This window comes from Alsobacter sp. P4_H11 (assembly GCF_056400925.1).
Window position 1 is genome coordinate 1 of record NZ_JBFUKI010000002.1, and the last position, 24,591, is coordinate 24,591.

General features: G+C 67.7%; 17 protein-coding genes, 1 tRNA gene and 1 pseudogene. 9 read left to right on the plus strand and 10 right to left on the minus strand.

What is annotated here, in order from left to right:
• Window positions 1-2,351: pseudogene (locus AC1DSZ_RS03460) on the minus strand (calcium-binding protein); the annotation flags it as partial.
• Between the two features lie 453 nt (window positions 2,352-2,804).
• Window positions 2,805-2,881 (minus strand) — tRNA-Arg (locus AC1DSZ_RS03465).
• A 269-nt stretch (window positions 2,882-3,150) separates the two neighbouring features.
• Between AC1DSZ_RS03465 and AC1DSZ_RS03470 the strand changes: the two genes are divergently transcribed.
• The 4 genes from AC1DSZ_RS03470 (at window position 3,151) to AC1DSZ_RS03485 (ending at window position 6,729) form a co-directional block, all read left to right on the plus strand.
• Complete coding sequence (locus AC1DSZ_RS03470) at window positions 3,151-5,310, plus strand: DEAD/DEAH box helicase (RefSeq protein ID WP_476837001.1); 2,160 nt, start codon at window positions 3,151-3,153, stop codon at window positions 5,308-5,310.
• 136 nt (window positions 5,311-5,446) lie between these two features.
• Window positions 5,447-6,109, plus strand: coding sequence for a nucleotide-binding protein (locus tag AC1DSZ_RS03475; RefSeq protein ID WP_476837002.1), 663 nt, complete (start codon window positions 5,447-5,449; stop codon window positions 6,107-6,109).
• Window positions 6,106-6,381, plus strand: coding sequence for a hypothetical protein (locus AC1DSZ_RS03480; RefSeq protein WP_476837003.1), 276 nt, complete (start codon window positions 6,106-6,108; stop codon window positions 6,379-6,381). The genes AC1DSZ_RS03475 and AC1DSZ_RS03480 overlap by 4 nt, the downstream gene beginning before the upstream one ends.
• Before the next feature lie 6 nt (window positions 6,382-6,387).
• Window positions 6,388-6,729 carry a hypothetical protein gene (locus tag AC1DSZ_RS03485; protein WP_476837004.1) on the plus strand — a complete coding sequence of 114 codons (342 nt, stop codon included), beginning with the start codon at window positions 6,388-6,390 and terminating at the stop codon, window positions 6,727-6,729.
• Between the two features lie 161 nt (window positions 6,730-6,890).
• Here AC1DSZ_RS03485 and AC1DSZ_RS03490 read toward each other — a convergent pair whose 3' ends face one another.
• From AC1DSZ_RS03490 to treZ, 4 genes are all read right to left on the minus strand, one after another.
• Complete coding sequence (locus AC1DSZ_RS03490; RefSeq protein ID WP_476837005.1) at window positions 6,891-8,744, minus strand: hypothetical protein; 1,854 nt, start codon at window positions 8,742-8,744, stop codon at window positions 6,891-6,893.
• Complete coding sequence (locus AC1DSZ_RS03495) at window positions 8,741-10,621, minus strand: glycosyltransferase family 2 protein (protein ID WP_476837404.1); 1,881 nt, start codon at window positions 10,619-10,621, stop codon at window positions 8,741-8,743. The genes AC1DSZ_RS03490 and AC1DSZ_RS03495 overlap by 4 nt, the downstream gene beginning before the upstream one ends.
• Window positions 10,561-11,823 carry a class I SAM-dependent methyltransferase gene (locus tag AC1DSZ_RS03500; RefSeq protein ID WP_476837006.1) on the minus strand — a complete coding sequence of 421 codons (1,263 nt, stop codon included), beginning with the start codon at window positions 11,821-11,823 and terminating at the stop codon, window positions 10,561-10,563. The genes AC1DSZ_RS03495 and AC1DSZ_RS03500 overlap by 61 nt, the downstream gene beginning before the upstream one ends.
• Before the next feature lie 309 nt (window positions 11,824-12,132).
• Window positions 12,133-13,911: a malto-oligosyltrehalose trehalohydrolase gene (gene treZ / locus AC1DSZ_RS03505; RefSeq protein WP_476837405.1), complete on the minus strand. Its 1,779-nt coding sequence runs from the start codon at window positions 13,909-13,911 to the stop codon at window positions 12,133-12,135.
• 298 nt (window positions 13,912-14,209) lie between these two features.
• On the opposite strand from treZ, the gene AC1DSZ_RS03510 reads away from it, so the two are divergent.
• Complete coding sequence (locus AC1DSZ_RS03510) at window positions 14,210-14,557, plus strand: hypothetical protein (RefSeq protein WP_476837007.1); 348 nt, start codon at window positions 14,210-14,212, stop codon at window positions 14,555-14,557.
• A gap of 29 nt (window positions 14,558-14,586) precedes the next feature.
• On the opposite strand, the gene AC1DSZ_RS03515 is transcribed toward AC1DSZ_RS03510, so the two are convergent.
• Window positions 14,587-15,159: a TetR/AcrR family transcriptional regulator gene (locus AC1DSZ_RS03515; RefSeq protein ID WP_476837008.1), complete on the minus strand. Its 573-nt coding sequence runs from the start codon at window positions 15,157-15,159 to the stop codon at window positions 14,587-14,589.
• A 166-nt stretch (window positions 15,160-15,325) separates the two neighbouring features.
• Between AC1DSZ_RS03515 and AC1DSZ_RS03520 the strand changes: the two genes are divergently transcribed.
• Window positions 15,326-16,444: an efflux RND transporter periplasmic adaptor subunit gene (locus AC1DSZ_RS03520; RefSeq protein WP_476837009.1), complete on the plus strand. Its 1,119-nt coding sequence runs from the start codon at window positions 15,326-15,328 to the stop codon at window positions 16,442-16,444.
• A gap of 10 nt (window positions 16,445-16,454) precedes the next feature.
• Complete coding sequence (locus AC1DSZ_RS03525; RefSeq protein WP_476837010.1) at window positions 16,455-19,553, plus strand: efflux RND transporter permease subunit; 3,099 nt, start codon at window positions 16,455-16,457, stop codon at window positions 19,551-19,553.
• A 398-nt stretch (window positions 19,554-19,951) separates the two neighbouring features.
• On the opposite strand, the gene AC1DSZ_RS03530 is transcribed toward AC1DSZ_RS03525, so the two are convergent.
• The 3 genes from AC1DSZ_RS03530 to AC1DSZ_RS03540 all read right to left on the minus strand — a co-directional run bounded on the left by AC1DSZ_RS03530 (window position 19,952) and on the right by AC1DSZ_RS03540 (window position 23,677).
• Complete coding sequence (locus tag AC1DSZ_RS03530; protein WP_476837406.1) at window positions 19,952-21,271, minus strand: ATP-binding protein; 1,320 nt, start codon at window positions 21,269-21,271, stop codon at window positions 19,952-19,954.
• A gap of 131 nt (window positions 21,272-21,402) precedes the next feature.
• Window positions 21,403-22,833 (minus strand): dihydrolipoyl dehydrogenase family protein, encoded by a 1,431-nt coding sequence (locus AC1DSZ_RS03535; protein WP_476837011.1) that lies wholly within the window; start codon window positions 22,831-22,833, stop codon window positions 21,403-21,405.
• A gap of 40 nt (window positions 22,834-22,873) precedes the next feature.
• Window positions 22,874-23,677 (minus strand): TVP38/TMEM64 family protein, encoded by an 804-nt coding sequence (locus tag AC1DSZ_RS03540; protein WP_476837407.1) that lies wholly within the window; start codon window positions 23,675-23,677, stop codon window positions 22,874-22,876.
• Between the two features lie 288 nt (window positions 23,678-23,965).
• On the opposite strand from AC1DSZ_RS03540, the gene rpmH reads away from it, so the two are divergent.
• Window positions 23,966-24,100 carry a 50S ribosomal protein L34 gene (gene rpmH, locus AC1DSZ_RS03545; RefSeq protein ID WP_188516119.1) on the plus strand — a complete coding sequence of 45 codons (135 nt, stop codon included), beginning with the start codon at window positions 23,966-23,968 and terminating at the stop codon, window positions 24,098-24,100.
• A 26-nt stretch (window positions 24,101-24,126) separates the two neighbouring features.
• Window positions 24,127-24,588 carry a ribonuclease P protein component gene (gene rnpA, locus AC1DSZ_RS03550; RefSeq protein ID WP_476837012.1) on the plus strand — a complete coding sequence of 154 codons (462 nt, stop codon included), beginning with the start codon at window positions 24,127-24,129 and terminating at the stop codon, window positions 24,586-24,588.
• Window positions 24,589-24,591 lie beyond the last annotated feature (3 nt).

The window sequence follows — 24,591 nt, forward strand, 5'->3', positions numbered from 1 at the left end:
CCCAACAGCGTCACGATTCCGCCATCCGCGCCGCCCGGCGCGCTCGGAGCGATCACCAGGATGACATCCTGTCCGATGCGGCGGAAGCTGACCTGCGCGGCCGAGACGCCCGTCAAGATCAGCTTATCGGACACGCCCCCCAACGGGTGGGTTTCATCAATGACGTCGTTGCCGTCGCCGCGCTTCCACACATAGGTGTCGTCGCCATAGCCGCCCGCGAGCGTGTCGGCCCCAAGGCCGCCCGAGAGCGTGTCGTTGCCGTCGAAGCCGTTGATCCAGTCATTTCCCGTGGTCGCGGCCGCGGCCAGGACCTTGGCGCGCACCTGATCCCCCGTCCATGTCGCGTCCGTGAGGACGATGCTGTCGACGCCTTTCTCATAGTAAGGATCATAGCCCAACAGCGTCACGATTCCGCCATCCGCGCCGCCCGGCGCGGTCGGAGCGATCACCAGGATGACATCCTGTCCGATGCGGCGGAAGCTGACCTGCGCGGCCGAGACGCCCGTCAAGATCAGCTTATCGGACACGCCCCCCAACGGGTGGGTTTCATCAATGACGTCGTTGCCGTCGCCGCGCTTCCACACATAGGTGTCGTCGCCATAGCCGCCCGCGAGCGTGTCGGCCCCAAGGCCGCCCGAGAGCGTGTCGTTGCCGTCGAAGCCGTTTATCCAGTCATTGCCCGAGGTCGCCGCCGCGGCCAGGACCTTGGCGCGGAGCTGATCGGCCGTCCATGTCGCGTCCGTGAGGACAACGTTCTCGACGCCCTTTTCATAGCTGGGATCATAGCCCAGCAGCGTCACGCTGCCGCCATCCGCGCCGCCCGGCGCGGTCGGAGCGATCACCAGGACGACATCCTGTCCGATGCGGCGGAAGCTGACCTGCGCGGCCGAGACGCCCGTCAGGATCAGCTTGTCGGCAACGCCTCCAAACGTGTTGGTTTCGTCAACGACGTCGTTGCCGTCGCCGCGCTTCCACACATAGGCGTCGTCGCCATCGCCGCCCACGAGCGTGTCATTGCCCGCGCCGCCGGCGAGCGTGTTATTGCTGGCGGAACCCACGATGCTGTCATCCCCAGGCATTCGGGATGCATTCGCCTTGGCGCGAACCTGCGTTGCCGTCCATGTCGTATCGGCGAGAACGACGCGGTCGACGCCTTTGTCGCCGTCCGGGTCGTAGCCCAGGAGCCGCACGCTGCCGCCGTCCGCGGCCCCGGGAACACTGGGCGCGATCACGAGAATAACGTCGCTCCCCACCCGCCTGAAGCTCACCTGCGCGGCCGTGACCCCCGTGAGGATCAGCTTGTCGGCCGCTCCGCTCCACCAGTAGGCTTCGTCGATGACGTCATTCCCGTCACCGCGCTTCCACACATACGTGTCGTCGCCCGATCCACCTGCCAGCGTGTCGTCGCCGGCTCCGCCCACGAGCGTGTCGCTGCTTCCGCCGTCAAACCCCAAGATGTAATCGGCGCCTGTGGTTGTCGCAGCCGCCAGAACCTTGGCGCGCAACTGGTTTGCAGTCCAGGTAGCATCCGTCAGAACGATGCTGTCGACACCTTTGTCGCCGTCCGGGTCGTAGCCCAGGAGCCGCACGCTGCCGCCGTCCGCGGCCCCGGGAACACTGGGCGCGATCACAAGGACAACATCGCTCCCCACCCGCCTGAAGCTCACCTGCGCGGCCGTGACCCCCGTGAGGATCAGCTTGTCGGCCGCTCCGCTCCACCAATAGGCTTCGTCGATGACGTCATTCCCGTCACCGCGGCTCCACACATAGGTGTCGTCGCCCGATCCACCTGCCAGCGTGTCATCGCCGGCTCCGCCCACGAGCGTGTCGCTGCTTCCGCCGTCGAACCCTAGGATGTAATCGGCGCCTGTGGTTGTCGCAACCGCCAGAACCTTGGCGCGCAACTGGTTCGCAGTCCAGGTAGCGTCCGTCAGAACGATGCTGTCGACACCTTTGTCTCCGTCCGGGTCGTAGCCCAGGAGCCGCACGCTGCCGCCGTCCGCGGCCCCGGGAACACTGGGCGCGATCACAAGGACAACGTCGCTCCCGACCCGCCTGAAGCTCACCTGCGCGGCCGTGACCCCCGTGAGGATCAGCTTGTCGGCCGCTCCGCTCCACCAGTAGGCTTCGTCGATGACGTCATTCCCGTCACCGCGGCTCCACACATAGGTGTCGTCGCCCGATCCACCTGCCAGCGTGTCGTCGCCGGCTCCGCCCACGAGCGTGTCGTTTCCGTCCGTACCCACAATCGAATCGTTGCCGGACGTTGCCGCGAGGCCGGATGAAGCGAGCGGGGAGGATGCGCCAACTGGCAGCATCGGGTTGGCTCGCGACGAAACAGTGCTGACCATGGCCATGCTCCTTGAAATGCTTTGCGCTTAACGCGATCGAAATTCGAAAAAACACCCGAGCCACAGGTAATGCAGCCCCGCAATAAGCACAATAAATCGCCGGTTGCGGTGAGTTGTATTCTGTTTCAACGATCGTGTCTGCGTATTATGGTTGCGATTACATGTTTTTCTCGCCTGAGGCGAGATCGATGCTTACGCTTTTTGCACATGTGCGTATCGTCAACAGGTGCGACCATATTTGGCGAGGCGCCCCGCCTAGTTGCCGTCAGCGGCGAGCGAATGCCGGACCGGGGGCGCTCGGCTTCAAGGGAGGCGTGGGTCACCCGCACAACTGGGGCTAACGAGGGCTGCGGCTCACGGCCGAGCGCCTGCGTCGCTCAACGAACGACACCGGAGGCTGCATATGGTTGAAAACGCAGCGGCCAGCGGGCACTGCCCAACCATGGCCAAAAATGGCGCGCCCGGAACGATTCGAACGTCCGACCCTCAGATTCGTAGTCTGATGCTCTATCCAGCTGAGCTACGGGCGCGGGGTGATGGAGCGGCGTGGCCGTCCGTCACGGGCGTCTGAATAGCGGCTCGGATCGGCATGCGCAACCCCCTTCGGGCGCCTTTGATGACGATCTTGCGGCGCGGCGCGCGGAGGCCGGCGCGGCTCCAGGGTCCCGCCGCGGTTGACGGCGGGGCCCCGGAGGTCTAGCCCTGCGTTCAGATCCGCGCGTTTGCGCGTTGAGGTCCTTACAGCCCGACGAGACGGATGGCCGAAGGACCCCCTGCCCGCCCTGTCTTCCGGACGCACATGCCTTTTCCATTGACGAATTCCAGCGTTGCGCGCGCGCTCGAGGAGCGCGGCTACGCCGAGCCCACGCCCGTGCAGGAGGCCGTGCTGCAGCCGGGCGCGGAGGAGCGCGACCTGCTCGTGTCCGCGCAGACGGGCTCGGGCAAGACGGTCGCGTTCGGGCTGGCGCTCGCCCCCACGCTGCTGGGCGCGGAGGAGCGCTTCGGGCGCGCCGCCGAGCCGCTGGCGCTCGTGATCGCGCCGACGCGCGAGCTCGCCCTGCAGGTGCAGCGCGAACTCGCGTGGCTCTACGCGCACACGGGCGCGCGCGTGACCGCGTGCGTCGGTGGCATGGACGTGCGCCGCGAGGCGCGGGCGCTGGCGGACGGCGCGCATATCGTGGTGGGCACGCCCGGGCGCCTGCGCGACCACCTGGAGCGCGGCCGCCTGGACCCGAGCGCGTTCCGCGCCGTCGTGCTCGACGAAGCCGACGAAATGCTGGACCTCGGGTTTCGGGAGGATCTGGAGTTCATTCTGGACGCCGCGCCGGCGGAGCGGCGGACCTTGCTGTTCTCGGCCACCATCGCGCGGGAGATCGCCGCGCTGGCGCAGCGGTTCCAGCGCGACGCGTTGCGCATCGACACGGTGGACCGCTCGCAGCCGCATGGGGACATCGACTACAAGGCCGTGCGCTGCGCGCCCAGCGAGGTGGAGCACGCCATCGTCAACGTGCTGCGCTATTTCGACAGCCCCGGCGCGCTGGTGTTCTGCCACACCCGCGAGGCCGTGCGGAAGCTGCACGGCAGCCTGCTGGAGCGGGGCTTCTCGGCCGTGGCGCTGTCGGGCGAGATGGGCCAGAACGAGCGCAACCACGCCCTGCAGGCGCTGCGCGACGGCCGCGCCCGGGTGTGCGTGGCGACCGACGTGGCGGCCCGCGGCATCGACCTTCCCGGCCTCGACCTCGTGATCCACGCCGAACTGCCGCGCGGGCGCGACGCGCTGCTGCACCGCAGCGGCCGCACGGGCCGCGCCGGCCGCAAGGGCGTGTGCGTCATCATCGTGCCGTTCAACCGCCGCCGCCGCGCCGAGGGGCTGCTCGCCCAGGCGGGCCTCGACGCACAATGGCTCGGACCGCCCTCCGCCGAGGACGTGCGCAAGCGCGACCAGGAGCGGCTGGTGCAGGACCCGATCTTCGACGAGGAGAGCTCGGAGGAGGACCTCGCCACCGTGCGCCTGCTGCTGGAGAAGCGCACGCCCGAGGACATCGCGGCCGCCTTCGTGCGGGCCACCCGCTCGCGGCTGCCCGAGCCCGAGGAGCTCTATGATCCGGGCCCGCAGCGCGAGCGCGATCCGCGCGACGCCCGCGAGCCCCGTCCGGCGCGGACGCGCGACGACCGCGAGCCCCGCTCCACCTACGACCCGATCGCGGCGGACCGCAGCCCGGGCGGCCCCATGGTGTGGTTCCGCCTCAGCATCGGCCGGCAGAACAACGCCGACCCGCGCTGGCTGCTGCCCATCATCTGCCGCCGCGGCCACGTGACCAAGAAAGAGGTCGGGTCGATCAAGATCTTCGACCGCGAGACCAAGTTCGAGATCACCGAGGAGGCGGCAGAGCGCTTCGCCCAGGCGGCCCTTGGCAAGGGCGGCAAGGGCGAGGACATCCGCATCGAGCGCACCGAGGCCCCGGCCATGGGCGGCGGCGCCCCGCGGCGCAACCGTCCGCCGCCGCATCTGCGCGACGCGCCGGCCGAGTTCCGTCCCGAGCGTGGCGATCGTCCCGAGCGTCCCGAGCGCGCCGAGCGGCCGGCCCGGGCGGAGCGCCCGGTTCGCGCGGCCGCCCCGGATGATTTCGAACGCCCGGCGCGACCGGAGCGAGAAGCCAGGCCTGAGCGGCCCGCACGGTCAGAGCGCCCGGAACGCGCTTTCGAGCGCGCCGACCGGCCGCAGGACGCCGAGCGGCGGCCCGAGAAGAAGCCGTTCAAGAGCAAGCGCGCCGAAGGCCCTGCGGACGAGGCCCCAGGCTTCAAGCCAAAGACGGGCTTCAAGCCCAAGACGGGCGCCAAGCCGGCCGCCAAGGCGGGCTTCAAGCCCGGCTTCAAGGCTTCCGTGAAAGGCGTTCCGGACCAGCGCCGGCCCGACGGGCCGAAGCGCCCGCACAAGGGCAAGGGCAAAAAGGGCTGAGCCCGGCGGGGGCGCGCCGCTCCCGCCACTGAGTCCTTTGCGCCACAGCGCCGAATCCGATTGATCCCGCTCCCTCCCGTGTGTGGCGCCGCGGCGCCGCCGCGCTGTAGATTGGGGGCGAATCAGGAGGCGTTCGGTGCGTACCATCACGCTGGTCACCCAAAAGGGCGGCACGGGCAAAACCACCATCGCGGCCTCGCTCGCGGTGGCGGCCGCGGCGGCGGGCGAGAGCGTCGTCGCGCTGGACCTCGACGCCCAGGGCTCGCTGGCGAACTGGGGCGGCGCCCGCGGCAGCGAGAGCGTCGCGGTGGACCAGGTCGGCCCCGAATACCTGCCTCGCCTTCCCGAGGTGCTCGAGGCCCTGAAGGGCCGCGGCTTCACGCTGGCGATCCTCGACACCGCCGGGGTGGAGAACACCGGCGGCAATCTCGCGATGAAAGCCGCCACGCTCTGCCTCGTGCCGGCGCGCCCGTCGCGGCTCGACCTGCAGGCCACGCTGCCGACGCTGGAATCGCTGATGCGGCTCGGCATGCGCGAGAACTTCGCCTTCGTGCTGAACCAGTGCCCGCCCGGCCGCGGCACCCGCGCCTCCGAGGCGGCGCGCGGGCTCGCCGAATTCGGCGTGCTGGCCGACCCGCCGCTGGCGTTGCGCGCCGATCACCAGGACGCCATGGCGACCGGCATGGGCGTCACCGAATATGCCGGCAAGGGCAAGGCCGCGGATGAGATCCGCCTGCTCTGGAGCTGGGTCGACGGCAAGATGCGGGCGAAACCCGCCAACAAGGAACACCGCGCGTGAGCAAGCGTCCCTCGGTTCTGGGCGAGTTGAAGCTCGCCAAGGCGAATGCGCCGGCCGCAACCGCGCCGGCCGCCCCGGCTGGCCGCAAGGAGCGCCCGGACGTGATCCACACGAGCATCTACCTGCCCAAGCCCGTGTACCTGAAGCTGCGCGAAATCGCGTATGTGACGGACCGCAAGATCCACGACGTGATCATGGAAGGCGTGGACGCGGCGCTGAAGCAGTATGGGCACCCGTCCGTGGCGGAGCTGAAGGCCGCCAAGGGCGCCTGAGGCTGCGTGACCGTTCCGATGCGCCGTCTCCTGCTCGCCCTCGCGTCGCTGCTCGTCGCCGCTGATCCGTCGCTCGCGCAGGGGGCCGCCGAGCCGAGCTGGACCGAGGTGAAGTGCGCCCGCTACACCAAGGCCTGGACGGACGCGCTGGCGCGACGCGGCCAGACCGGCCTGAGCCAGGACTTCCTCGACCGCCACCGCGCTTTCCTGGCCTCGGGCTGCACGGCCCCGGCCGACGTGTGCCCCCGCTCGCCCGAGGAGTTCGCCATGGCCAACATCCTCACCGTGATGGCGATGAACGCCGGCACGGCAAGCACGTTTCCGCCGTTCAAGTGCCCGACGCCGTAGTTTCGGATGGAGGCCGGGCCAAGGGGCGAGCCCTCCCCCCCTCAAGGTTAGGTGGGCTGCGGCGCTCGGGCGGAGATTGCGGACCCTGGCTCGGCTAGGGCGCCCTTCAACCGCCAGCGCGCCCTTCTTGCCTCCGGCTGCACGGTGCGGCCAAAGGCTCGTCAGGGCGCTACTTTCCAGCCACGGCCGGCGTAGTCGGACAACCACATGTCACGATTGCTGGAGCTGGCCCACGCGTCGAAGTTTTTGACCGACCGCAACTCCGGATGATCGGCCCAGCCACCATCGGCTACGAATTCCAGCAGAGGCATGGCTAATCCGAGCGGATCAGGCCGCCGCAACTGCAAGCGATCCTGCCACTGGCGGTAGCTTTCGGCGAAATCTTGGATGCCGCGCTCCAACTGGCGGGCGACCGCGGCGGGGTTGCCCGCCGCGGCGCGCCCGGGATCCTGAACGGCGACAACGCCACCAGGCCCGTCCGCATAGCCGATCACCGCGTCATGCGGGGCAGAGAAAAACAGCTCCACCGCCACCCTGTTCGCATAGATCGCGCCAAGCATGTCGGCCGGGACGCTCTGGGCGTTCACCATGGCCTTCATCGACATGGAGGCGCTCCGGCGACGACTATCTTCGCTGTCGTTGAGGCAAAAGTAGTAACCTGTCACCGTGAGCGGCATCAGATCCTGAAGCGCTTCGACGAAGGTCTGCTGGGTTGTGCCGTTCCAGCCGACATCGACCATCGCGACATGCTGCCCCGGCTTTACACCGAGTTGCAGCAGATGCCGGAAGAGGCCGCGCCGATTGCGACGGCACACTTTCAGAATATCCCAACGCAAGGCTTGGAGCAGTCCCAGCATCGGTTCGATGGCGTCGGAGCGCAACGACACGTCCTCTCCAAGCCCGAGCGCCTGCAACACCCGCTCGGCTGGGGCGGTTACGCCAATGCGTGCGAGCACCTCCGCAGGCGTCAGGCCGTCCGAACCCGAGACTAAAAACGGCAGGCATGTGTCGAAGTTGGCCGTGGAGGTCGCCGCCAACGCGAAGGCGACGCGCGAGCCCAGCAAATAAGAAAACGGCGGCAGGCGCTCGGGCTGGCGCCTCGCCAGGGCGTTCAGCACATAGCCATCCCGAGAGACGAAGAGGAGGTGGTCTATCCCGTCCTGCCGCGCCTCCTCGCTGATCCAGTCTAGGAAACCCAAGGCCGCGGGACCACCTTTCATGAAACCCAGTTCGTGAAGGCTGCCGGGCGGCACCTCTGACTGATGGGCGCGAATTAGTCCCCGCGCGAGTGAGGCGGCGGGCGAGATGCCTTTGCGTCGCGGCGGTAAGCGCGGCTCGTCATAGTGGAACGCGACAATGCCGCGGTCGCGCGCCTTAGCGACGTCGGACTCAGCATTGTCTCCGATGTGCAGTATTCGATGGTTCGGCACATCAGTTTCGGCGGACAGAATTCCGAATAATTCTCCCTGATCGCGCTTGGTCGCATTGCGATCGGCCGAAATGAAGAGCGGAACGTCCGGCAATCCGTGGCGCTGCATCAGAGCAGAAAACCAATGTCTCGGCAGATACATGTCCGACGTGACGACGACCGTCTTGCCCATCTTGATGGCGGCAAGAAACACAGCCACCATCTCGGGATTGGGCAGTGTTACTGCATGTTCCAGGTCGAACTCAGCGTTGCGCACCGCATCGGGATTTGGCAGATCGTCAAAACATTCGTAGATGCCGTCGATGTCGATCTCGCCGCGGCGGTTTTGGATCATCACCTGAAATGCGCGCGATTGTGCCGCGCGACGCCGGGCGCGAAACGCCTCGATGCCTCGTGTTTCACACAGAACGTCGAACGCATCCTCGGGGTCGACGAGCGGCCGCACAAACAACGTGTCGAAAAAGTCGAACGAAACAAGGTCGGCCTCCGCGATCAACGGGGCCAAATTCCGCAGTCGCTCAGGCCACGCCAGCGGGGCGGCTTCCAAGCTGCCCGCGCTCTTCTCAAGCATCTGTTCCCCGCTCATGCCGGCACGCCGAAATGCACATCGTCCGGGTGCAGATTTGGATTGTGAAACGGGTCTTGCATGTACATGTCAGGGTGCTCGGCGTAGAGGCGGTAGCGATCCTCGTCGAGGCGGGCCCGCCGTTCCGGGGTCGCGTGATCCAGCCCACGGCTGAGCGACTCGTGATGCAAGAACAGCACGGACGGGCAAACGACGTGGAAAAACCGCTGCTTCAGAAGACGGAAGCAGAACTCCACGTCGTTGTAGGCGACCGGAAAACTCTCATCGAAGCCGCTCACGGCCTCGAATTTGTCACGCGCAATCATCAGGCATGCGCCTGTCACGGCTGACCAGTTGTGCTCCAGCAGATTGCGCATGAAGTAGCCGGGGTCATCGGCTCCGGCTTGCAGGAAAGCATGGTTGGGTCCGGCGGCGAGATTGACGACGCCGACATGCTGAACACGCTTCGTATTCGGGTAAAGCAGCTTGGCGCCGACAGCCGCCACGTGGGCCAGTTGGGCATATCCGGCCATCCGTTCCAGACCGTCTGCAGTGAGCAACTCGGTATCGTCATTCAAGAACAACAAGATCTCGCCTTGGGCTGCTCGGGCCCCGATGTTGTTCAACTCTGAATAGTTGAAGGGAGCGTCATGGCGTATGATGCGAACGCCCTCTCGTGCGCCCAACATGTGCAGTATCGCTAGGGTGGCTGCGTGGTCTGATCCGTTGTCGAGAATGATGATCTCAAAGTTCAGCCAGCTGCTGACGGCCTTGATTGATTCAACGCAACGCTTCAGGACGACGCCATTGTTTCGGCTTGGTATGATGATCGATATCGTTGGCGCGCCACGGACTGCGTAGCGCGTTCGATAGTAGCCGAACACCTGCTCGACTGCGTCCAGGCCGCCGGTGAGGCCGCGTCGCTGGAGCGCAGCCTCACGACACCGACGCCCGGCCGCCACCGCATAAGGCTTTGCGGAGATGTCAGCCGCCACGGAGGCGGGGATGATGCGCCAGTGGTAGAGCACCTTCGGCACGTGAGCGATGCGCCGCGCGCGCTCGGTGACGCGCAAGATCAGATCCCAGTCCTGCGCGCCGTCGAACTCAGAATTAAGAGGACCGACTTCCTGCAGTAAGCTGCGAGAAATGCAGCTCACATGACAGGTGAACATCGTGCTCATCATCGTGTCCGGAGACCAGTCCGGCTTGAAGAAAGGCTGGCAGAACCGGCCCTGCTCGTCGAGCTTGTCTTCGTCGCTGAAGAGAAAGTCGGGTTCGTCCTGTTCGATCCGGAGAGCCAATTCCCATAGGCAATCTTCGGTTAGCTCGTCGTCGTGATCGAGAAATACGACATAATCGCCCTCAGCCTGCTCGATGGCTGCGTTCGTTGCGCCCGATATCCCGCGGTTCTGATCGAGGAAAAGCACGCGAACCTGCGGATGGTCGATCAGGCGCAGAGTCTCACGTGTCTCTGGCGCAGGGCTGGCGTCGTCCACGAGGATCAGAACCCAATCGGGATACCACTGCGACATGGCCGAGGTCAGCATGCGCCCGAGCAGGTCGGGCGTGGTATCGTAGGTCGGCGTCACGATGGAAAAGCGTGGCCGCCGCTTCAACGCCCCGAGACGCTCGTCGAAATCGTGCGGGCGACGGGGTGGCACATAGGTGTATCCGCTTTCACGCGCCTCCAGCGTATAGGTTCCAGCCTGATCTGCGGTGCGATAGGGACCGTTGTCTGACGGAGACGGATGAAACGCCAGGAAACCTGCTGACGACCCCTTAGCCGGCGCGCGGCTACCCGCGCCAATCGCGTCTACAAAGCTTGCCGGTTGGTTCGTCAGGCGCCACGACGGACGCAATCGGCCATGAGCGCGGAGGAAGCGCACGCGGTCCAGCATGTGTTGCGGCGTTGCCAGCCACCAGACGGCCTTGGCGCTTCGGCGCAGAAGCCGACGCATGGGTGAGGCATCCGATCAACCGCGTCTCGCAGAGGCCGGCTCGCCCTCCAGAACGTGCTCTGTTCCAGCCCGGCAAGCCGATTCTGCGCCTCGGTCGCGATCAACGACATCGTCGCGATGGCCGAGCGCAGGGCTTCTTGATCGGCGAGCAGCCTATGTTGTTCCGCCCGCGCTTCTGTGAGGGCGTTATCGGCGATCTGCCGCGCGTTAGCGGCTTCGGCTGCCTCTTTCGCCAAGCGGGCGGCATGCTCAGTCCTGAGAGTTTCAGCCTCTTCCCTGGCTGCGGCCAGTGCGACCTGAACAGATTCTTGCAAGACGATCGTGGTGTGATGCGCTTGGCGCAGCTCTTCGGTCTCGTCACGTGCGGCAGCGACTTTGGCCACCTCGCCCGCCAAGCAAGCGCGTGCTTCGGCCAACCCGAGTCCGAGATTTTCTACGCTGTAACGAAGGCTGATGGCCCCGCCCAAATTGGCGTAGGCCGCTCGGATTGCGCTGACGGAGGCAGGAGCCGCCTGAAACAACGGGCGCAGCCGCTCGTGAAATTCGGCCCCACAAGCGAGCACGCCCAGACCATGCCCGTGAAGGAATTCAAACGACGGATACTGCTCCGACACGGTCCGCCAGAGCTTCCAGACACCGAAATCTTTCTCCCGCACGTTGGTGTCGTGGAACAACACGATTGCGCGGCTCGACAGCTTAGGCCGCCACGACTCGAAATCCTCGACTACGTCATCGAACGTGTGACGACCGTCGATGTGCAGCAGATCGACGCTGCCGTCTGCGAAATGCGCCAGCGCCTCATCGAAACGGCAACGCAGCAGCCGCGCAAAACTAGAGTAGTTCTGTTCCACTGTGGTCGAGAGCCATGCATGCACGTCCTCGCCGTAGAAACCTGCATGCTCGTCGCCGCGCCACGTATCCACCGCGTAGCACGCCGTGGAAAGACCCAATCGCTGTACGGCCTGGCAGACGGACAGGAACGAGTAGCCATTGTGCGTCCCAAGCTCGACAAAGACGCCCGGCGCCAGAGCCTCCGTCAGCCAAAACGCGAATGGCCCATGCTCTCGCCAAGCCGAGTCCACGAGATGCTGCGGGGACCAGAACGCGGCAGGGCTCAGAGCTTGGTCCAGATCAGAAAACACCCTTACGCGGATCGGTGAGCCAGGTTGTGCATCTCGCGAGATCGTTTGAGAGAGCCCAGTGGCGGGCTGCGCATCATTACCCAGGTCCGCGAGGGAGGACGTTCGTGCATTCTGAAGCACGGCGGCGCCGTGACTAGGCTGGTCCACCAAAGTCTCCGAATAAAACTGATCGTATCGTTATTGATTAAAGATAAACTTGCGTGACTGTCAATGCACGCTGAAGTTGTTCACCCGCCAGAAGCCGACGCCACTTCACCGAGCGATCAAGTCGTTGGACCATCCGGTGAAGAGGCTGCCCCGCCCGCGGCCTCAGCCGATCCACCAGGCCGTCGTCCATGGTGCCAGCGCCTTGTCTGAGAGCGCCCCCTGAATGACCAGCGGTTCGCCCTCGGGAAGGCTCACTTCAACCGGCTCGGCCGAGAGGTTGGCGAGAAGGCGCAGGGTGCGGCCGTTGTTCGCCTGCCATGTCGCCGCGACTGTGGATGGGCCGATCGCCTGGCCGGTTCCGCCGCGGTTGAGGGTGGGCAGGAGGGGGATGATGTGGTCGTGACGCAGCTTCAGCAAGCGGCGGACCAGCGCGAGGCGGGCGGCGTGGGCGGGTTGGGACAGGGCGTCCCAGTCGAGCTTGGCGGACTGGAAGGTCGCCTCGGCGGTGGGGTCCGGGATGCGGGCGCGGGAGGCTTCGTCCTGGAATTCAGGGAAGCGGGCGAATTCCTCGCGGCGGCCCTTGCGGACGGCTTCGCCCAGTTCGGGGCCGAAATCGCAGAAGAACGGGAAAGGCCGGGCGCTCGCCCATTCCTCGCCCATGAACAACATCGGGATCTGCGGCAGGAGCAGCAGCACCGCGAGGGCGGCCTCAACGGCTTCGGGCTTGGCGGTTGAGGTGATGCGATCGCCGAAGGCGCGGTTGCCGACCTGATCGTGGTTCTGGAGAAAGGCCACGAAGGCGCTGGGCGGCAGGTCGCCGCTGGGGCCGCCGCGGGGCGAGCCGCGATACTCCATGTGCTCGCCCTGGAACACGAAGCCTTCGGCGACGCCGCGGGCCAGCTTGCCGGCGTCGCCCGCATAGGCGGCGTAGTAACCGGCGGATTCGCCCGTCACGGCCGTGTGCAGCACGTGGTGGACGTCGTCGTTCCATTGCGCCGTGTAGTGCTGGGGATGGCGTCCCCCCTCGCGCTGCAGCAAGGCGGGCTCGTTTTCCTCGTTTTCGAGAACGAGATGGATGTGGCGCTCCGGAAAGGCCGTGCGGACGCGGCGGGCGAGTTCGCGCAGGAGATGGTCGTCGGTGTCGTCCATGATGGCGTGGACGGCGTCGAGGCGCAGGCCGTCGAAGCGGTACTCGTCCAGCCAGTAAAGCGCGTTCTCGATGGCGAGCTCGCGCACCGGGCGGCTGTGGGGGCCGTCGTAATCGATGCCGCCGCCCCAGGGCGTCTTGTGGCGATCGGTGAAGATGGGGGCGTAGAGCGGCAGGTAGTTCCCGTCTGGCCCGAAGTGATTGTAGACGACGTCCAGGAACACCATCAGGCCGCGCGCATGGGCGGCGTCGATGAAGGCCTTGAGATCTTCGGGCCGGCCATAGGCGGCGTCGGGAGCATAGGGAAGCACGCCATCATAGCCCCAGTTCCGGGCGCCGGGAAAATCCGCGATGGGCATCAGCTCCACGGCGGTGACGCCCAGATCGGCGAGATGGTCGAGCTTCCCGGCGGCCGCCGCGTAGGTGCCCTCGGGCGTGAAGGCGCCGACATGGAGCTCGTAAAGGACGCACTCCTCCCAGGGCCGGCCGCGCCACGCGGGCGTTTTCCACGCGTAAGCTGCGGGATCAATGACCTCGCTCGGTCCGTGCACGTCCTCGGGCTGGAAGCGGGATGCGGGGTCCGGCACGGCCAGGCCGTCCTCGAGCCGGAAGCGATAGCGGGCGCCGGGGCCGACGCCCTCGACCTTGATCTCGCGCCATCCGCCCTCGGCGGCGATCATCGCGACAGGCGCCCTGCCCTCGATCTCCAGGCTGACAATTTTCTGCTTGGGCGCCCAAAGGCGGAAGAAGACGCCGTCTTCCTCAAGGCTCGCCCCGAACGGCAGCGGGCGGATAAACCGCGCGGGCGCGGGATCGGCAATCGCCCGTGATGCGTTGGGGAGAGGTTCTGGCTCGCGTGTCACTGGTCGCCCCCTGTCGGTCGGCCGAACAATGCGGCGTCGGCGCCCCGGTTCCGCCCCATGGCGGCCATCATGCGGAAGTGATCGAATTAGGGCGCAGAACCTCGTCGCGCTCGCATTTGTGAACGCATCGTCAGGGTTTAGCCGCGAAACGCGGAGCACCCTTGTAAATGTTGCAGTGCACAATATCTATATCAGGCGTATGCTGCGCGCTTATCCGATGGAGATTACCGTGCCTCCCAAGGCCCAGACCCGCGAAATGCGCCCGCTCCGCGTCCGCCACGAGCCGCCGACCCTCGAGGAGGCGACGTTCGCCGCCCAGGGGCTGACGGACGACGTCGACCAGCAGGTCCACATCGTGGCCGGGCTGATGGAGCTCGCCGCCGAGGACGTTCGGCCGCAGGTGGAGAAGCTGGTGGCTTCGAACGCGCGCGCGGTTGCGCAGGGGCGCAGCGTCGCGACGGTCGAAAGCCGCAGCGGAGCGCCGCGCACCGTGGTGGTGGAGAAGACCCGCCGCTTCAAGGTCTCGGTGCCGCCCAGGACCGTGATCGACCTGACCCGGCGCGCACCGGCGAACTAGCTCTCTTGAACTGAAACGCGGGCGCCGGCTCAGCCGTCGCCCTTCATGCCATGGTCGAGCAGCCGCGTGACGGCTTTCTCGATGCGGGCGCGATCGGCGGCCGTGACCGGGCTCACGCCGTGCATGTCGAGGCTGCCGAGCGCCTCCACGGCGAGCCAGGCCAGCATGGCGGCCTCCGGATCCTCCGACGTGGCCTTGATGGCGCGCCATTCCTCGGCGATCAGCGTGCGGACCGGGTCGAGCAGGCCGGGGTTTTCGGCGAGCGCCGCCAGCATGCCGCTCGCGACCTCCTGCGCCGCGCCGGCGCGCATCTTCAGCGACACGGCGATGGACAAGCGCGCCTCGAGATTGCGCGCGCCCGCCATGCGGCCGCGCAGCGCCTCCTTCTCGGCGACGCTTTCGCCGATCATGCGCTCCAGCATGCCCGACAGCAGCGCGTCCTTGCTGGGGAAATTGTAGAGCAGCCCGCCCTTGCTGAGCCCAGCGCGCTGGGCCACGGCGTCCAGCGTGAGCTTGCCGGCGCCGATCTCGCCGACGATCTCGGCCGCGGCGTCGAGGATCTTGTCCCGCGAGTTGGCGCGCGTGCGGCGGGGTGGGATCATGGCGGGCCTTTCGGCGGGAGAGGACGCGGGCGCGCCCTTTGACTGTACCGTCTGGACGGTTTATACAACCCGCATTGATCGTCATGCAAGCGCCGCGAAGGCGCTGCAAGGTCGCCCCCGCATTGCAAGTCGGCGCCAGACCGACCGGACCGAACGGACCACCCCCATGAAGCGTCGCATCGTCGTGGCCCTTGTTTTCCTGCTCGCCATCGGGCTGTGCGGAGGGCTGGTCTGGTTCAACTTCTTCCGTGACAAGATGATCACGCAGTTCTTCGCCACCATGCAGCGGCCGGCCCAGACGGTCTCGGCCGCCGACGCGACGGCGACGACCTGGACGCCCGGCATCCTGGCGATCGGCAGCGCCCGCGCCGAGCAGGGCGTGGAGCTGGCGGTGGAGACCGGCGGCGTCGTGAAGGACATCCGCTTCAGCGCCAACCAGCATTTCAACAAGGGCGACCTCGTGGTGCAGCTCGACGACGCCGTGGAGCGGGCGGATCTCGCCGACGCGCAGGCGGCCGTGAAGCTGGCGGAGAGCAACCTCGAGCGCTCCAGCACGCTGCGCCAGCGCGGCTTCGACACGCAGGCGGCCTTCGACCAGGTGGTCGCCCAGCTGGCGACCGCGCGGGCCCGGCTGCAGCGCATCCAGGCCGTGATCGAACAGAAGGGCCTGAAGGCGCCGTTCGGCGGCACGATCGGCATTCCGCGCATCAATCCGGGGCAGTATCTGCAAATCGGCTCCGTGGTGGCGACCTACCAGAACCTGCAGTCCATGAAGGTGGACTTCACGGTGCCGGAGCAGCTGATCGCCAAGGTGAAGGTGGGCCAGACGGTGCGCTTCGGCGTGACCGAGAACGACCTCTCCAAGAACGGCAAGGTGATCGGCATCGACCCGCGCGTGGATCCGCAGACGCGGCTCGTCTCCGTGCAGGCGCTGCTGGACGACAACCGCGACGAGAGCGTGATCCCGGGCCAGTTCCTGCGCGTGCGGATCGACCTGCCGGCGGAGCCGAACGTGGTCTCCGTGCCGCAGACGGCCGTGATCGCGAGCCTCTATGGCGACTACGTGTTCACGATCGAGGAGCAGAAGGACGGCGACAAGAGCAAGCTCATCGTCAAGCAGGTCTTCGTGAAGGCCGGGCGGCGCGAGGGCAAGATGGTGGAAGTCGTGTCCGGCATTCCGGCCGGGCAGAAGGTGGTGGCCTCGGGCCAGAACAAGCTGACGGCGGGCGCGACGGTGAAGATCGACAACACGATCGACATCACGAAGCTGGCGTCGGGCGGTTGAGGACACGGCCATGAGCTTCACCGAACTCTTTATCCGCCGGCCCGTGCTGAGCATCGTGGTCAGCCTCATGATCCTGCTCCTGGGCGCGCAGGGGCTGATCAGCCTGCAGGTGCGCCAGTATCCCAAGATCGACGAGACCACGATCACGGTGACGACCACCTACACGGGCGCGAGCGCGGACCTGATGCAGGGCTTCGTGTCGACGCCCATCGCCAAGGCGGTGTCGAGCGCCGAGGGCGTGGACTACGTCACCACGCAGAGCCGGCTGGGGCTCAGCACCGTGTCGGTTCGCATGCGCCTCAACACGGACCCGAACGCGGCGCTCACCGAGGTGACCGCCAGGGTGCAGCAGGTGCGCGCGCAGCTGCCCACCGACGCCGAGGACCCGGTGGTGGTGAAGGGCACCGGCCAGACCTTCGCGCTGATGTACCTGACCTTCGCGAGCTCGGAGATGAACCCCGAGCAGGTGTCGGAGTTCCTGACCCGCGTGGTGCAGCCGCGCTTCGCCACGCTGGAGGGCGTCGGCTCGGCCGACATCCTGGGCGGGCGCGACTTCTCGATGCGCATCTGGATCGACCCGATCAAGCTCGCGTCGCGCAACGTCACCGCCACCGACGTGGTGACGGCGATCCGGGCCAGCAACTTCCTGGCCGCGCCGGGCAAGACGCAGAACGAGTACGTCGCCTACGCGATCGAGATGCAGACCACGCTGCAGACGCCCGAGACCTTCGCGGCGCTGCCGATCCGCACCAGCGGCGACCAGGTGGTGCGCCTGCGCGACGTGGCGCGGGTGGAGCTCGGCCCCAAGAGCACCGACACCAAGGTGGCGTTCAACGGCCGGGCCGGCACCTTCATCGGCGTCACGCCGACGCCGGCCGCGAATCCGCTGTCGGTGGCCAAGCAGGTCACCAAGGCGATCGAGGACATCAAGCCGACGCTGCCCAAGGGCATGACGGCCGAGGTGGTGTACGACGCCTCGAACTTCATCTCGGCCTCCATCGAGGAGGTGTTCAAGACCATCGCGGAAGCGGCCGCGATTGTGATCCTGGTGATCCTCTTGTTCCTGGGCTCGTTCCGGTCGGTGATCATCCCGATCGTCACGATCCCGCTGTCGATGGTGGGCGTCTGCTTCGTCCTGTTTCTGCTCGACTATTCGATCAACCTCCTGACGCTGCTCGCCATGGTGCTGGCCATCGGCCTCGTGGTCGACGACGCCATCGTGGTGGTGGAGAACATCCACCGGCATATCGAGGAAGGGCTGAAGCCGATCGACGCCGCCATCGTGGGCATGCGCGAGATCTTCGGGCCCGTGGTCTCGATGACGATCACGCTCGCGGCCGTGTACGCGCCGATCGGCTTCACGCAGGGCCTCACCGGCACGCTGTTCCGGGAATTCGCCTTCACGCTCGCGGGCGCGGTGGTGATCTCGGGCATCATCGCCGTGACGCTGTCGCCCATGATGTCGTCGCGCCTCCTGAAGCCGCATGGCGGCAACAAGGGCTTTGCCGGCTTCGTGGACCGGGCCTTCACGAAGCTTGAAAACTGGTATGGCCGGCGGCTGACAAGCTCGCTCGATTTCCGGCCCGTGACCTTCATCATCATGGTGGCGATCCTGGCCACCACGGGCTTCCTGTTCATGAAGACGCCTTCGGAGCTCGCCCCCGAGGAAGACCAGGGCGCGTTTCTGGGCCTCGTGAACACGCCCAAATATGCGACCTCGGACTACACCCAGAAGTTCGCGGCCGGGTTCCTGAATCCGCCCAAGGACAAGATCCCGGAGATCGACGACACTTTCGCGATCATGGGCACGGATGGCGGCGGCACCGGCTTCATCGGCTTCAAGCTGCAGCCCTGGAACGACCGTCACCGCAAGGCGGCGGCGATCAAGCAGGACATCCAGTCCATGCTGGACGCCAATGCGGGCCTGCAGGCGTTCATCTTCTCGCCCCCTGCCCTGCCGGGCACCAGCGGCGGCCTCCCGATCCAGTACGCGCTGCGCACCATCGGGGACGCCTCGCAGGCCTATGAGGTGGCCGAGCAGGTGCGCATCAAGGCGCTGCAGTCGGGCAAGTTCATCGTCGTGCAGAACTCGATGTCGTTTGAGACGCCGCGCGCCCGCATCACGGTGGACCGCGACCGCGCCGCCACGCTGGGCGTGCCGGTGAGCGAGATCGGCGCGGCGCTCGGCGCGCTGGTAGGCGGCGGCACCATCTCGAAGTTCGACCGCGACAACCGCTCCTATGACGTCGTCACCCAGGTGGCGCAGGAGGACAGGCTCAACCCCGAGCGGCTGGGCCAATACTATGTCCGCGCGTCCAGCGGCGTGATGGTGCCGATCTCGTCGGTGGTGAAGATCGAAACCGGCGCGGCGCCGGCCGCGATCGAGCAGTTCAACCAGTTGAACTCGGCCACCATCTCGGCGCTGCCGCTGCCGGGCGTCACCACCAGCGAGGGCCTGGCGACGCTGCGCGCGGTTGCGGCCGACATCCTGCCGCAGGGCTTCTACGAGGATTATGCGGGCCAGTCGCGGCTGGAGGTGCAGGAAGGCAGCTCCATCGGCATGGCGTTCGGGCTCGCGGTGATCGTCATCTACCTCGTGCTAGCCGCGCAGTTCGAGAGCTTCCGCGACCCGTTCATCATCATGATGTCGGTGCCGCTGTCGATGTTCGGCGCGCTGGCGTTCCTGAACGCCGGGCTCGCGACGCTGAACATCTACACGGAGGTCGGGCTGATCACGCTGGTGGGGCTCATCACGAAGCACGGCATCCTGATGGTGGAGTTCGCCAACGAGCTCCAGGCGCGCCGGCAGGTCGGCCCGCGCGAGGCCATCCAGGAAGCCGCCAAGGTTCGCCTGCGCCCCATCCTGATGACCACGGCCGCGATGGTGCTGGGCGTCGCCCCGCTGCTCACCGCCAGCGGCGCCGGCGCGGCCGCGCGCTTCTCCATGGGCATCGTGATCGCGTCCGGCATGTCGATCGGCACCATCTTCACGCTGTTCGTGGTGCCGATGTTCTACACCCTCTTCGCCCGCGACCGACGCTCCGAGGCCCCGACCGTGACCGAAGCCGCCGCCGAGGGCCCGCATCGCCCGGCGCTGGCGGCGGAGTAGGCGGGGGCGGAATGCCGATGCCACCCTCTCCGTCATTGCGAGCGACAGCGAAGCAATCCAGCCTAACGCCGGGCTTTTAGACTGGATTGCTTCGCCTCCGGCTCGCAATGACGGCGAGGCGTTGGGATAGATGTGACACCCTCCCGTCATTGCGAGCGACAGCGAAGCAATCCAGCCTAATGCCGGGCTTTTAGACTGGATTGCTTCGCCTCCGGCTCGCAATGACGGCGAGGCGTTAGGATAGATGTGACACCCTCCCGTCATTGCGAGCGACAGCGAAGCAATCCAGCCTAATGCCGGGCTTTTAGACTGGATTGCTTCGCCTCCGGCTCGCAATGACGGCGAGGCGTTGGGATAATGGCGGGGCGTTAGGATGACGGGGGCCACCCTTCCGGGCGTCAGCCGCGCTTGGGCAGCGTGATCCTGAACACCGCGCCGGGGCCGTCGCCGACGAGCGTGACGGAGCCTTCGTGCAGGCCGGCGAGTTCGGCCGCGATGGCGAGGCCGAGGCCGGTGCCGCCGGCGCGGGCGGAGCCCGCGAAGGCCTGGAAGAGGTTCTCGCGGGCGCGGGCGGGGACGCCGGGGCCGTTGTCGATCACGTCGATCACCACCGCGCCGGCGTTCTGGAAGCCGCGGATGCGGACCAGACCGTCGGGTTGCTCGCCAAGCGCCTGGGTGGCGTTGCGGGCGACGTTCAGCAGCATGCGCGAGAGCTGTTCGCGGTCGGCGTGGCAGACCAGGCCGGGCGGGACGGCGTTTTCGAAGGCCACGCCCGCGCCGTCGCCGAGGCCCAGCAGCGCGGCGGTTTCCTCCGCGAGGTCGCGCAGCATGATGGGCTCGTGCTCCGGCCGGCGCTCCACCGCGCGCCCATAGGCCAGCGTCGACTGGCAAAAGCCGATGGCGCGGTCCAGCGTGGCGATGAGGCGGGGCGCGAGGCGCTGGGCGGTGGGATCGCTGAGGGCGCTGAGCCGGTCCGAGAAGAGCTGGGCGGCCGACAGAAGGTTGCGCAGGTCGTGGTTGATCTTGCTGACCGCGAGGCCCAGCGCCGCGAGGTGCTTCTTCTGCCGCAGTTCCTCGGCGAGGCTGCCCTGCATCTTGGCAAGCGCGCGCTCGGCGAGGCCTATCTCGTCCGAGCGGCCTGACGGCTTGATGGTGCGGCCGAGATTCTCCGGGTCTTCCTGGAAGGCAACGATGTTCATGGTGAGCCGGCGCACCGGCCGCACGATCATGCGCAGCAGCGACACATAGACGAGCAGCGCCGTGATGCCGGAGATCACCAGCGAGAGCAGCAGGATGTTGACCGAGAAACGCAGCATGGCGGCGCGCAACGGCGCCTCGTCCAGGACGATCTCGACGAACTCGACCGACCCCATGCCGGCGCCGATTACCCGGATATAGCGCGGCTCGGGCGCGAGCAGCGTCCGGAAGGCGTTGCCGATCATCGTGGGGGCGCTCTGCTCGCGCAGGTCGACGTCCTGGGCGACTTCGGGCGGCATGTCGGAGGCCGCCAGCAGGCGGCGCGCGCCGCCCGAACGCACCGCGACCGTGACGGCGCCGACCTGCTGCAGCAGGCTCATGGCGAGCGGTTGCGGCACGGCGCCGGCCGGGGCGGCGTCCAGCACCAGGGCTGCGATCTGCGCCGCGCCGATGCGGTCGTTCAGCCAGTTGCGGCGGAAATTCGCGATGGACGGCACATAGATCAGCACTTCGGCCAGCATCACGAACACCACCGTGAGCACCAGCAGCTTTTCCGACAGGCCGGGGCCGAGCCAACGCCGGCCGGAGATATCCGTCGCCTTGGCATCCGTGGGGGTGGGCGCATCAGCCACGCGGCGCAGCCTCCTGGCGGCTATCCGAAGGCGCGCAGCAGGGAGAGCACGCGCCGGACCATGGGGCCGCGGGTCTGCCCGGCGTAGAACGAGACCGCGGCGCGCTTGGACACCTCCGAGAGCGTCGGATAGGGGACGATGAGGTCGCGCAGGTCGGCAACGGACAGGCCCTTCTTCACCGCCAGCGTCCAGGTCGTGACGAGGTCGCCGGCCCGGGCCCCCACGATGCCGGCGCCCAGGATCACGCCGGACGCCGTGGTGATGACTTTGATCTCCCCGGCGGTCAAGCGCTCGGCCTGCGCCCGATCATTCTCCGCATAGGGCCAGCGCAGCACGCGGATCGTCTTATGACGCTTGCGCGCCTCGTTTTCGTCGAGGCCGACGGTCGCGAGCTCGGGCTCCGTATAGACCACACGCGGGACCGCGACCTGCTCGACCTTGCCGGACAAGCGGAACAGCGCGTTGCGGATCACCAGGCCGGCATGGTGGTTGGCCATGTGGGTGAGCCTGTCCCCCGCGTGCGGGCCGCCGGCGCAATCCCCGATGGCGTAGATCCGCTTGTTGCGCGTGCGCAGGCCGGCGTCCACCAGGATGCCGCTGGGGTCGGCGTCGACGCCGGCCGCCTCGAGGCCGAGCCCATCCTTGACGACCCGCCGGCCGGTCGCGACCAGCAGGTGCGAGCCGGCGAGCTCCCGGCCGTCCGCCAGCCTGAGAACGGGCCCCTGCGGCCCGTTCGAGACGCTCGCGACCGCCGTTTGCGCGTGGATCTCGACGCCGTCGCGCTCCAGCGCGGCGACCAGATGGGCGGTGAGCTCCGGATCGACCTTGCCGAGCAACGCGCCCTGCTCCACGAGCGCGACCTCCGAGCCGAGACGGCGAAAGGCCTGCGCCATCTCGACGCCGACCGGGCCGCCGCCGAGGATCAGCAGCCGATCGGGGCGAACGGGCAGGCTGAACAGCGTGTCGTTGGTGAGGAACGGCGTCTCGGCGAGGCCCGGGATCGGCGGAACGGCCGGGACCGAGCCGGTCGCGATCACGTAGCGGCGCGCCCGGATGGTCGCAGCTCCCGCCTGGAGCGTGCGCGCGTCCGTGAACCGGGCCTCCGCGTGGATCACCTGCACGCCCATCGCGCCGTAGCGGGCGGCGGAATCATTCGGCGCGATCGCCGCGATGACGTGGTCCACATGGGCGCGGACGCGAGGCCAGTCGACGCGCGGCTTGGCCGACGCAATCCCGAACGGCGAGGCGCGGCGAAACGCCTCCGCGGCCTCGGCGGCGGCCAGCAGGGCCTTGGAGGGGACGCAGCCGACATTGAGGCATTCGCCGCCCATGCGGCCACGCTCCACCAGCACGACCGGCACGCCGAACGCCGCCGCCACGGAGGCGACGGACAGGCCGGCCGCGCCGGCCCCGATCACGCAGAGGTCCGGCTTCAGGACGGGATCGGACATGCGGGCGGGCCTCGGCGTGCGACGGTCTGGGGGGCGGGAATCAGCGCTTGCCGCCCAGAAAGCCGAGGCGGCGCAGCGCGACCGGAATGAGGGCCGCAAAGCCGAGCGCCGTCAACCCGATCAGCAGGCCGGGCGTCACGATCGCGTCCAGCGAAACGTCGAACCGGCAAGGAGCGCTTCCGGCCGCCTGCCGCCCCGCGGCCTCCATGCAGCTCTGGAAGGCGCGCTGCTGTGCCGCCACCACGGAGCCGAGGCCCGAGCCTGCCGTCGCGAACGCGAAGGTGGCTGGCGTGATGCCCACCAGAGTGGTGAGGGCGAAGATCCGCAGCGGCACCCCGAGCAGCGCGGGGGCGAGGTTCACCAGCCAGAACGGGAAAACGGGCGTGAGCCGCAGGAAGAGCATGTAGCTGACCGCGTCCGCCTGCATCCGGGCCGCGAGCGGGCGGATGCGGTCCCCCGCCAGCCGCATGAGCGGGCCGCCCAGCAGGGTGCGGGCGGCCAGGAACAGCAGGACCGCGCCCGCCGTGGCGCCCAGCAGGGAGGCAAGGCCGCCCTGCCACCAGCCGAACAGCAGCCCTCCCAGCACCGTGCACAACGTCGCGCCCGGCGTGGAGAGGGCAACCAGGGCCGCGTAGGCGAGCGTGAACACGAGCGCGGAGCGCACGGGATTCGCGGCGACGGCGGCCTGCACGGCCTCGATGCGCGGCAGCACGGCCTCGGGCGTCAGCAGGCCGCCCAGCGCCACCGCCGCGCCGGCCAGCAGGGCGAGCGCGGCGAGCCCGACGCCCAGCCGCCGCCCGACGCCTGCTTTCGGGGGCGCGGCGCCCGCCGGCTTGCCGCCCATCTCTGTCACGTGCGAGAATCCCCCCTGCGTCCGGCTGACGCTATCGCAAGGCGAAGCGTCCCGCACGCGACGTCGCGGCACTGTGATGAGGCGTGATTCAGCCTGTGCGCAGCGCGCGGACGCGTTGACTTTCGGCCGGCCATCCGCCATAAGCCCGCGAGCTTTCGAGCGTCATCGCACATGTCGGAAGGACAACTCCGGTGGATTGGCCGCCGGCGAAGTCGTTTCGCAACCACAGAATGACAGGCCCAGAACCCTTGTTTGGCTGGGCCCGAACGGAGAACACCCGTGAAGCGGACCTACCAACCCAGCAAGCTGGTGCGCAAGCGCCGCCACGGCTTCCGCGCCCGCATGGCCACCAAGGGCGGCGCCAAGATCATCGCCGCTCGCCGCGCCCGCGGCCGCAAGCGCCTCTCGGCCTGAGCGGGGAGCGCGCGAGCGCGCCCGTCATGACCGACACCTCGCGGGCCCGGACCCTTCCGGGACGGCTGACGAGGCGAGCGGATTATCTGGCCGCCGCCAAAGGGCGACGGTTTCATACGCCGAGACTGACCTTGCAGGGGATCGCGCGCGCGCCGGATGTCGGCGGCGTCGCCGGTCCCCGTTTCGGTCTGACGGTCAGCCGCAAGGTCGGCACCGCGACGGAGCGAAACCGCGTCAAGCGACGGCTGCGCGCCGCGTTGCGCGAGATCGCGGCCACGCAGGGCGATCGGCTTGCCGCCAAGGACGCCTACGACTTCGTGGTCGTGGCCCGCCGTGACATCCTGTCGGCGGAATTCCCTGTTCTTCTGATCGACATCGTCGACGCCATCGAGGGGCTCGAACGGCCGCGCGGCCGCTCCGGCGCGCGTCGGCCCGATCTGCCGCCATCCCCGAACGCCGTCGTCCCCCGCCTCCGAGAGACTCGCTGAGCC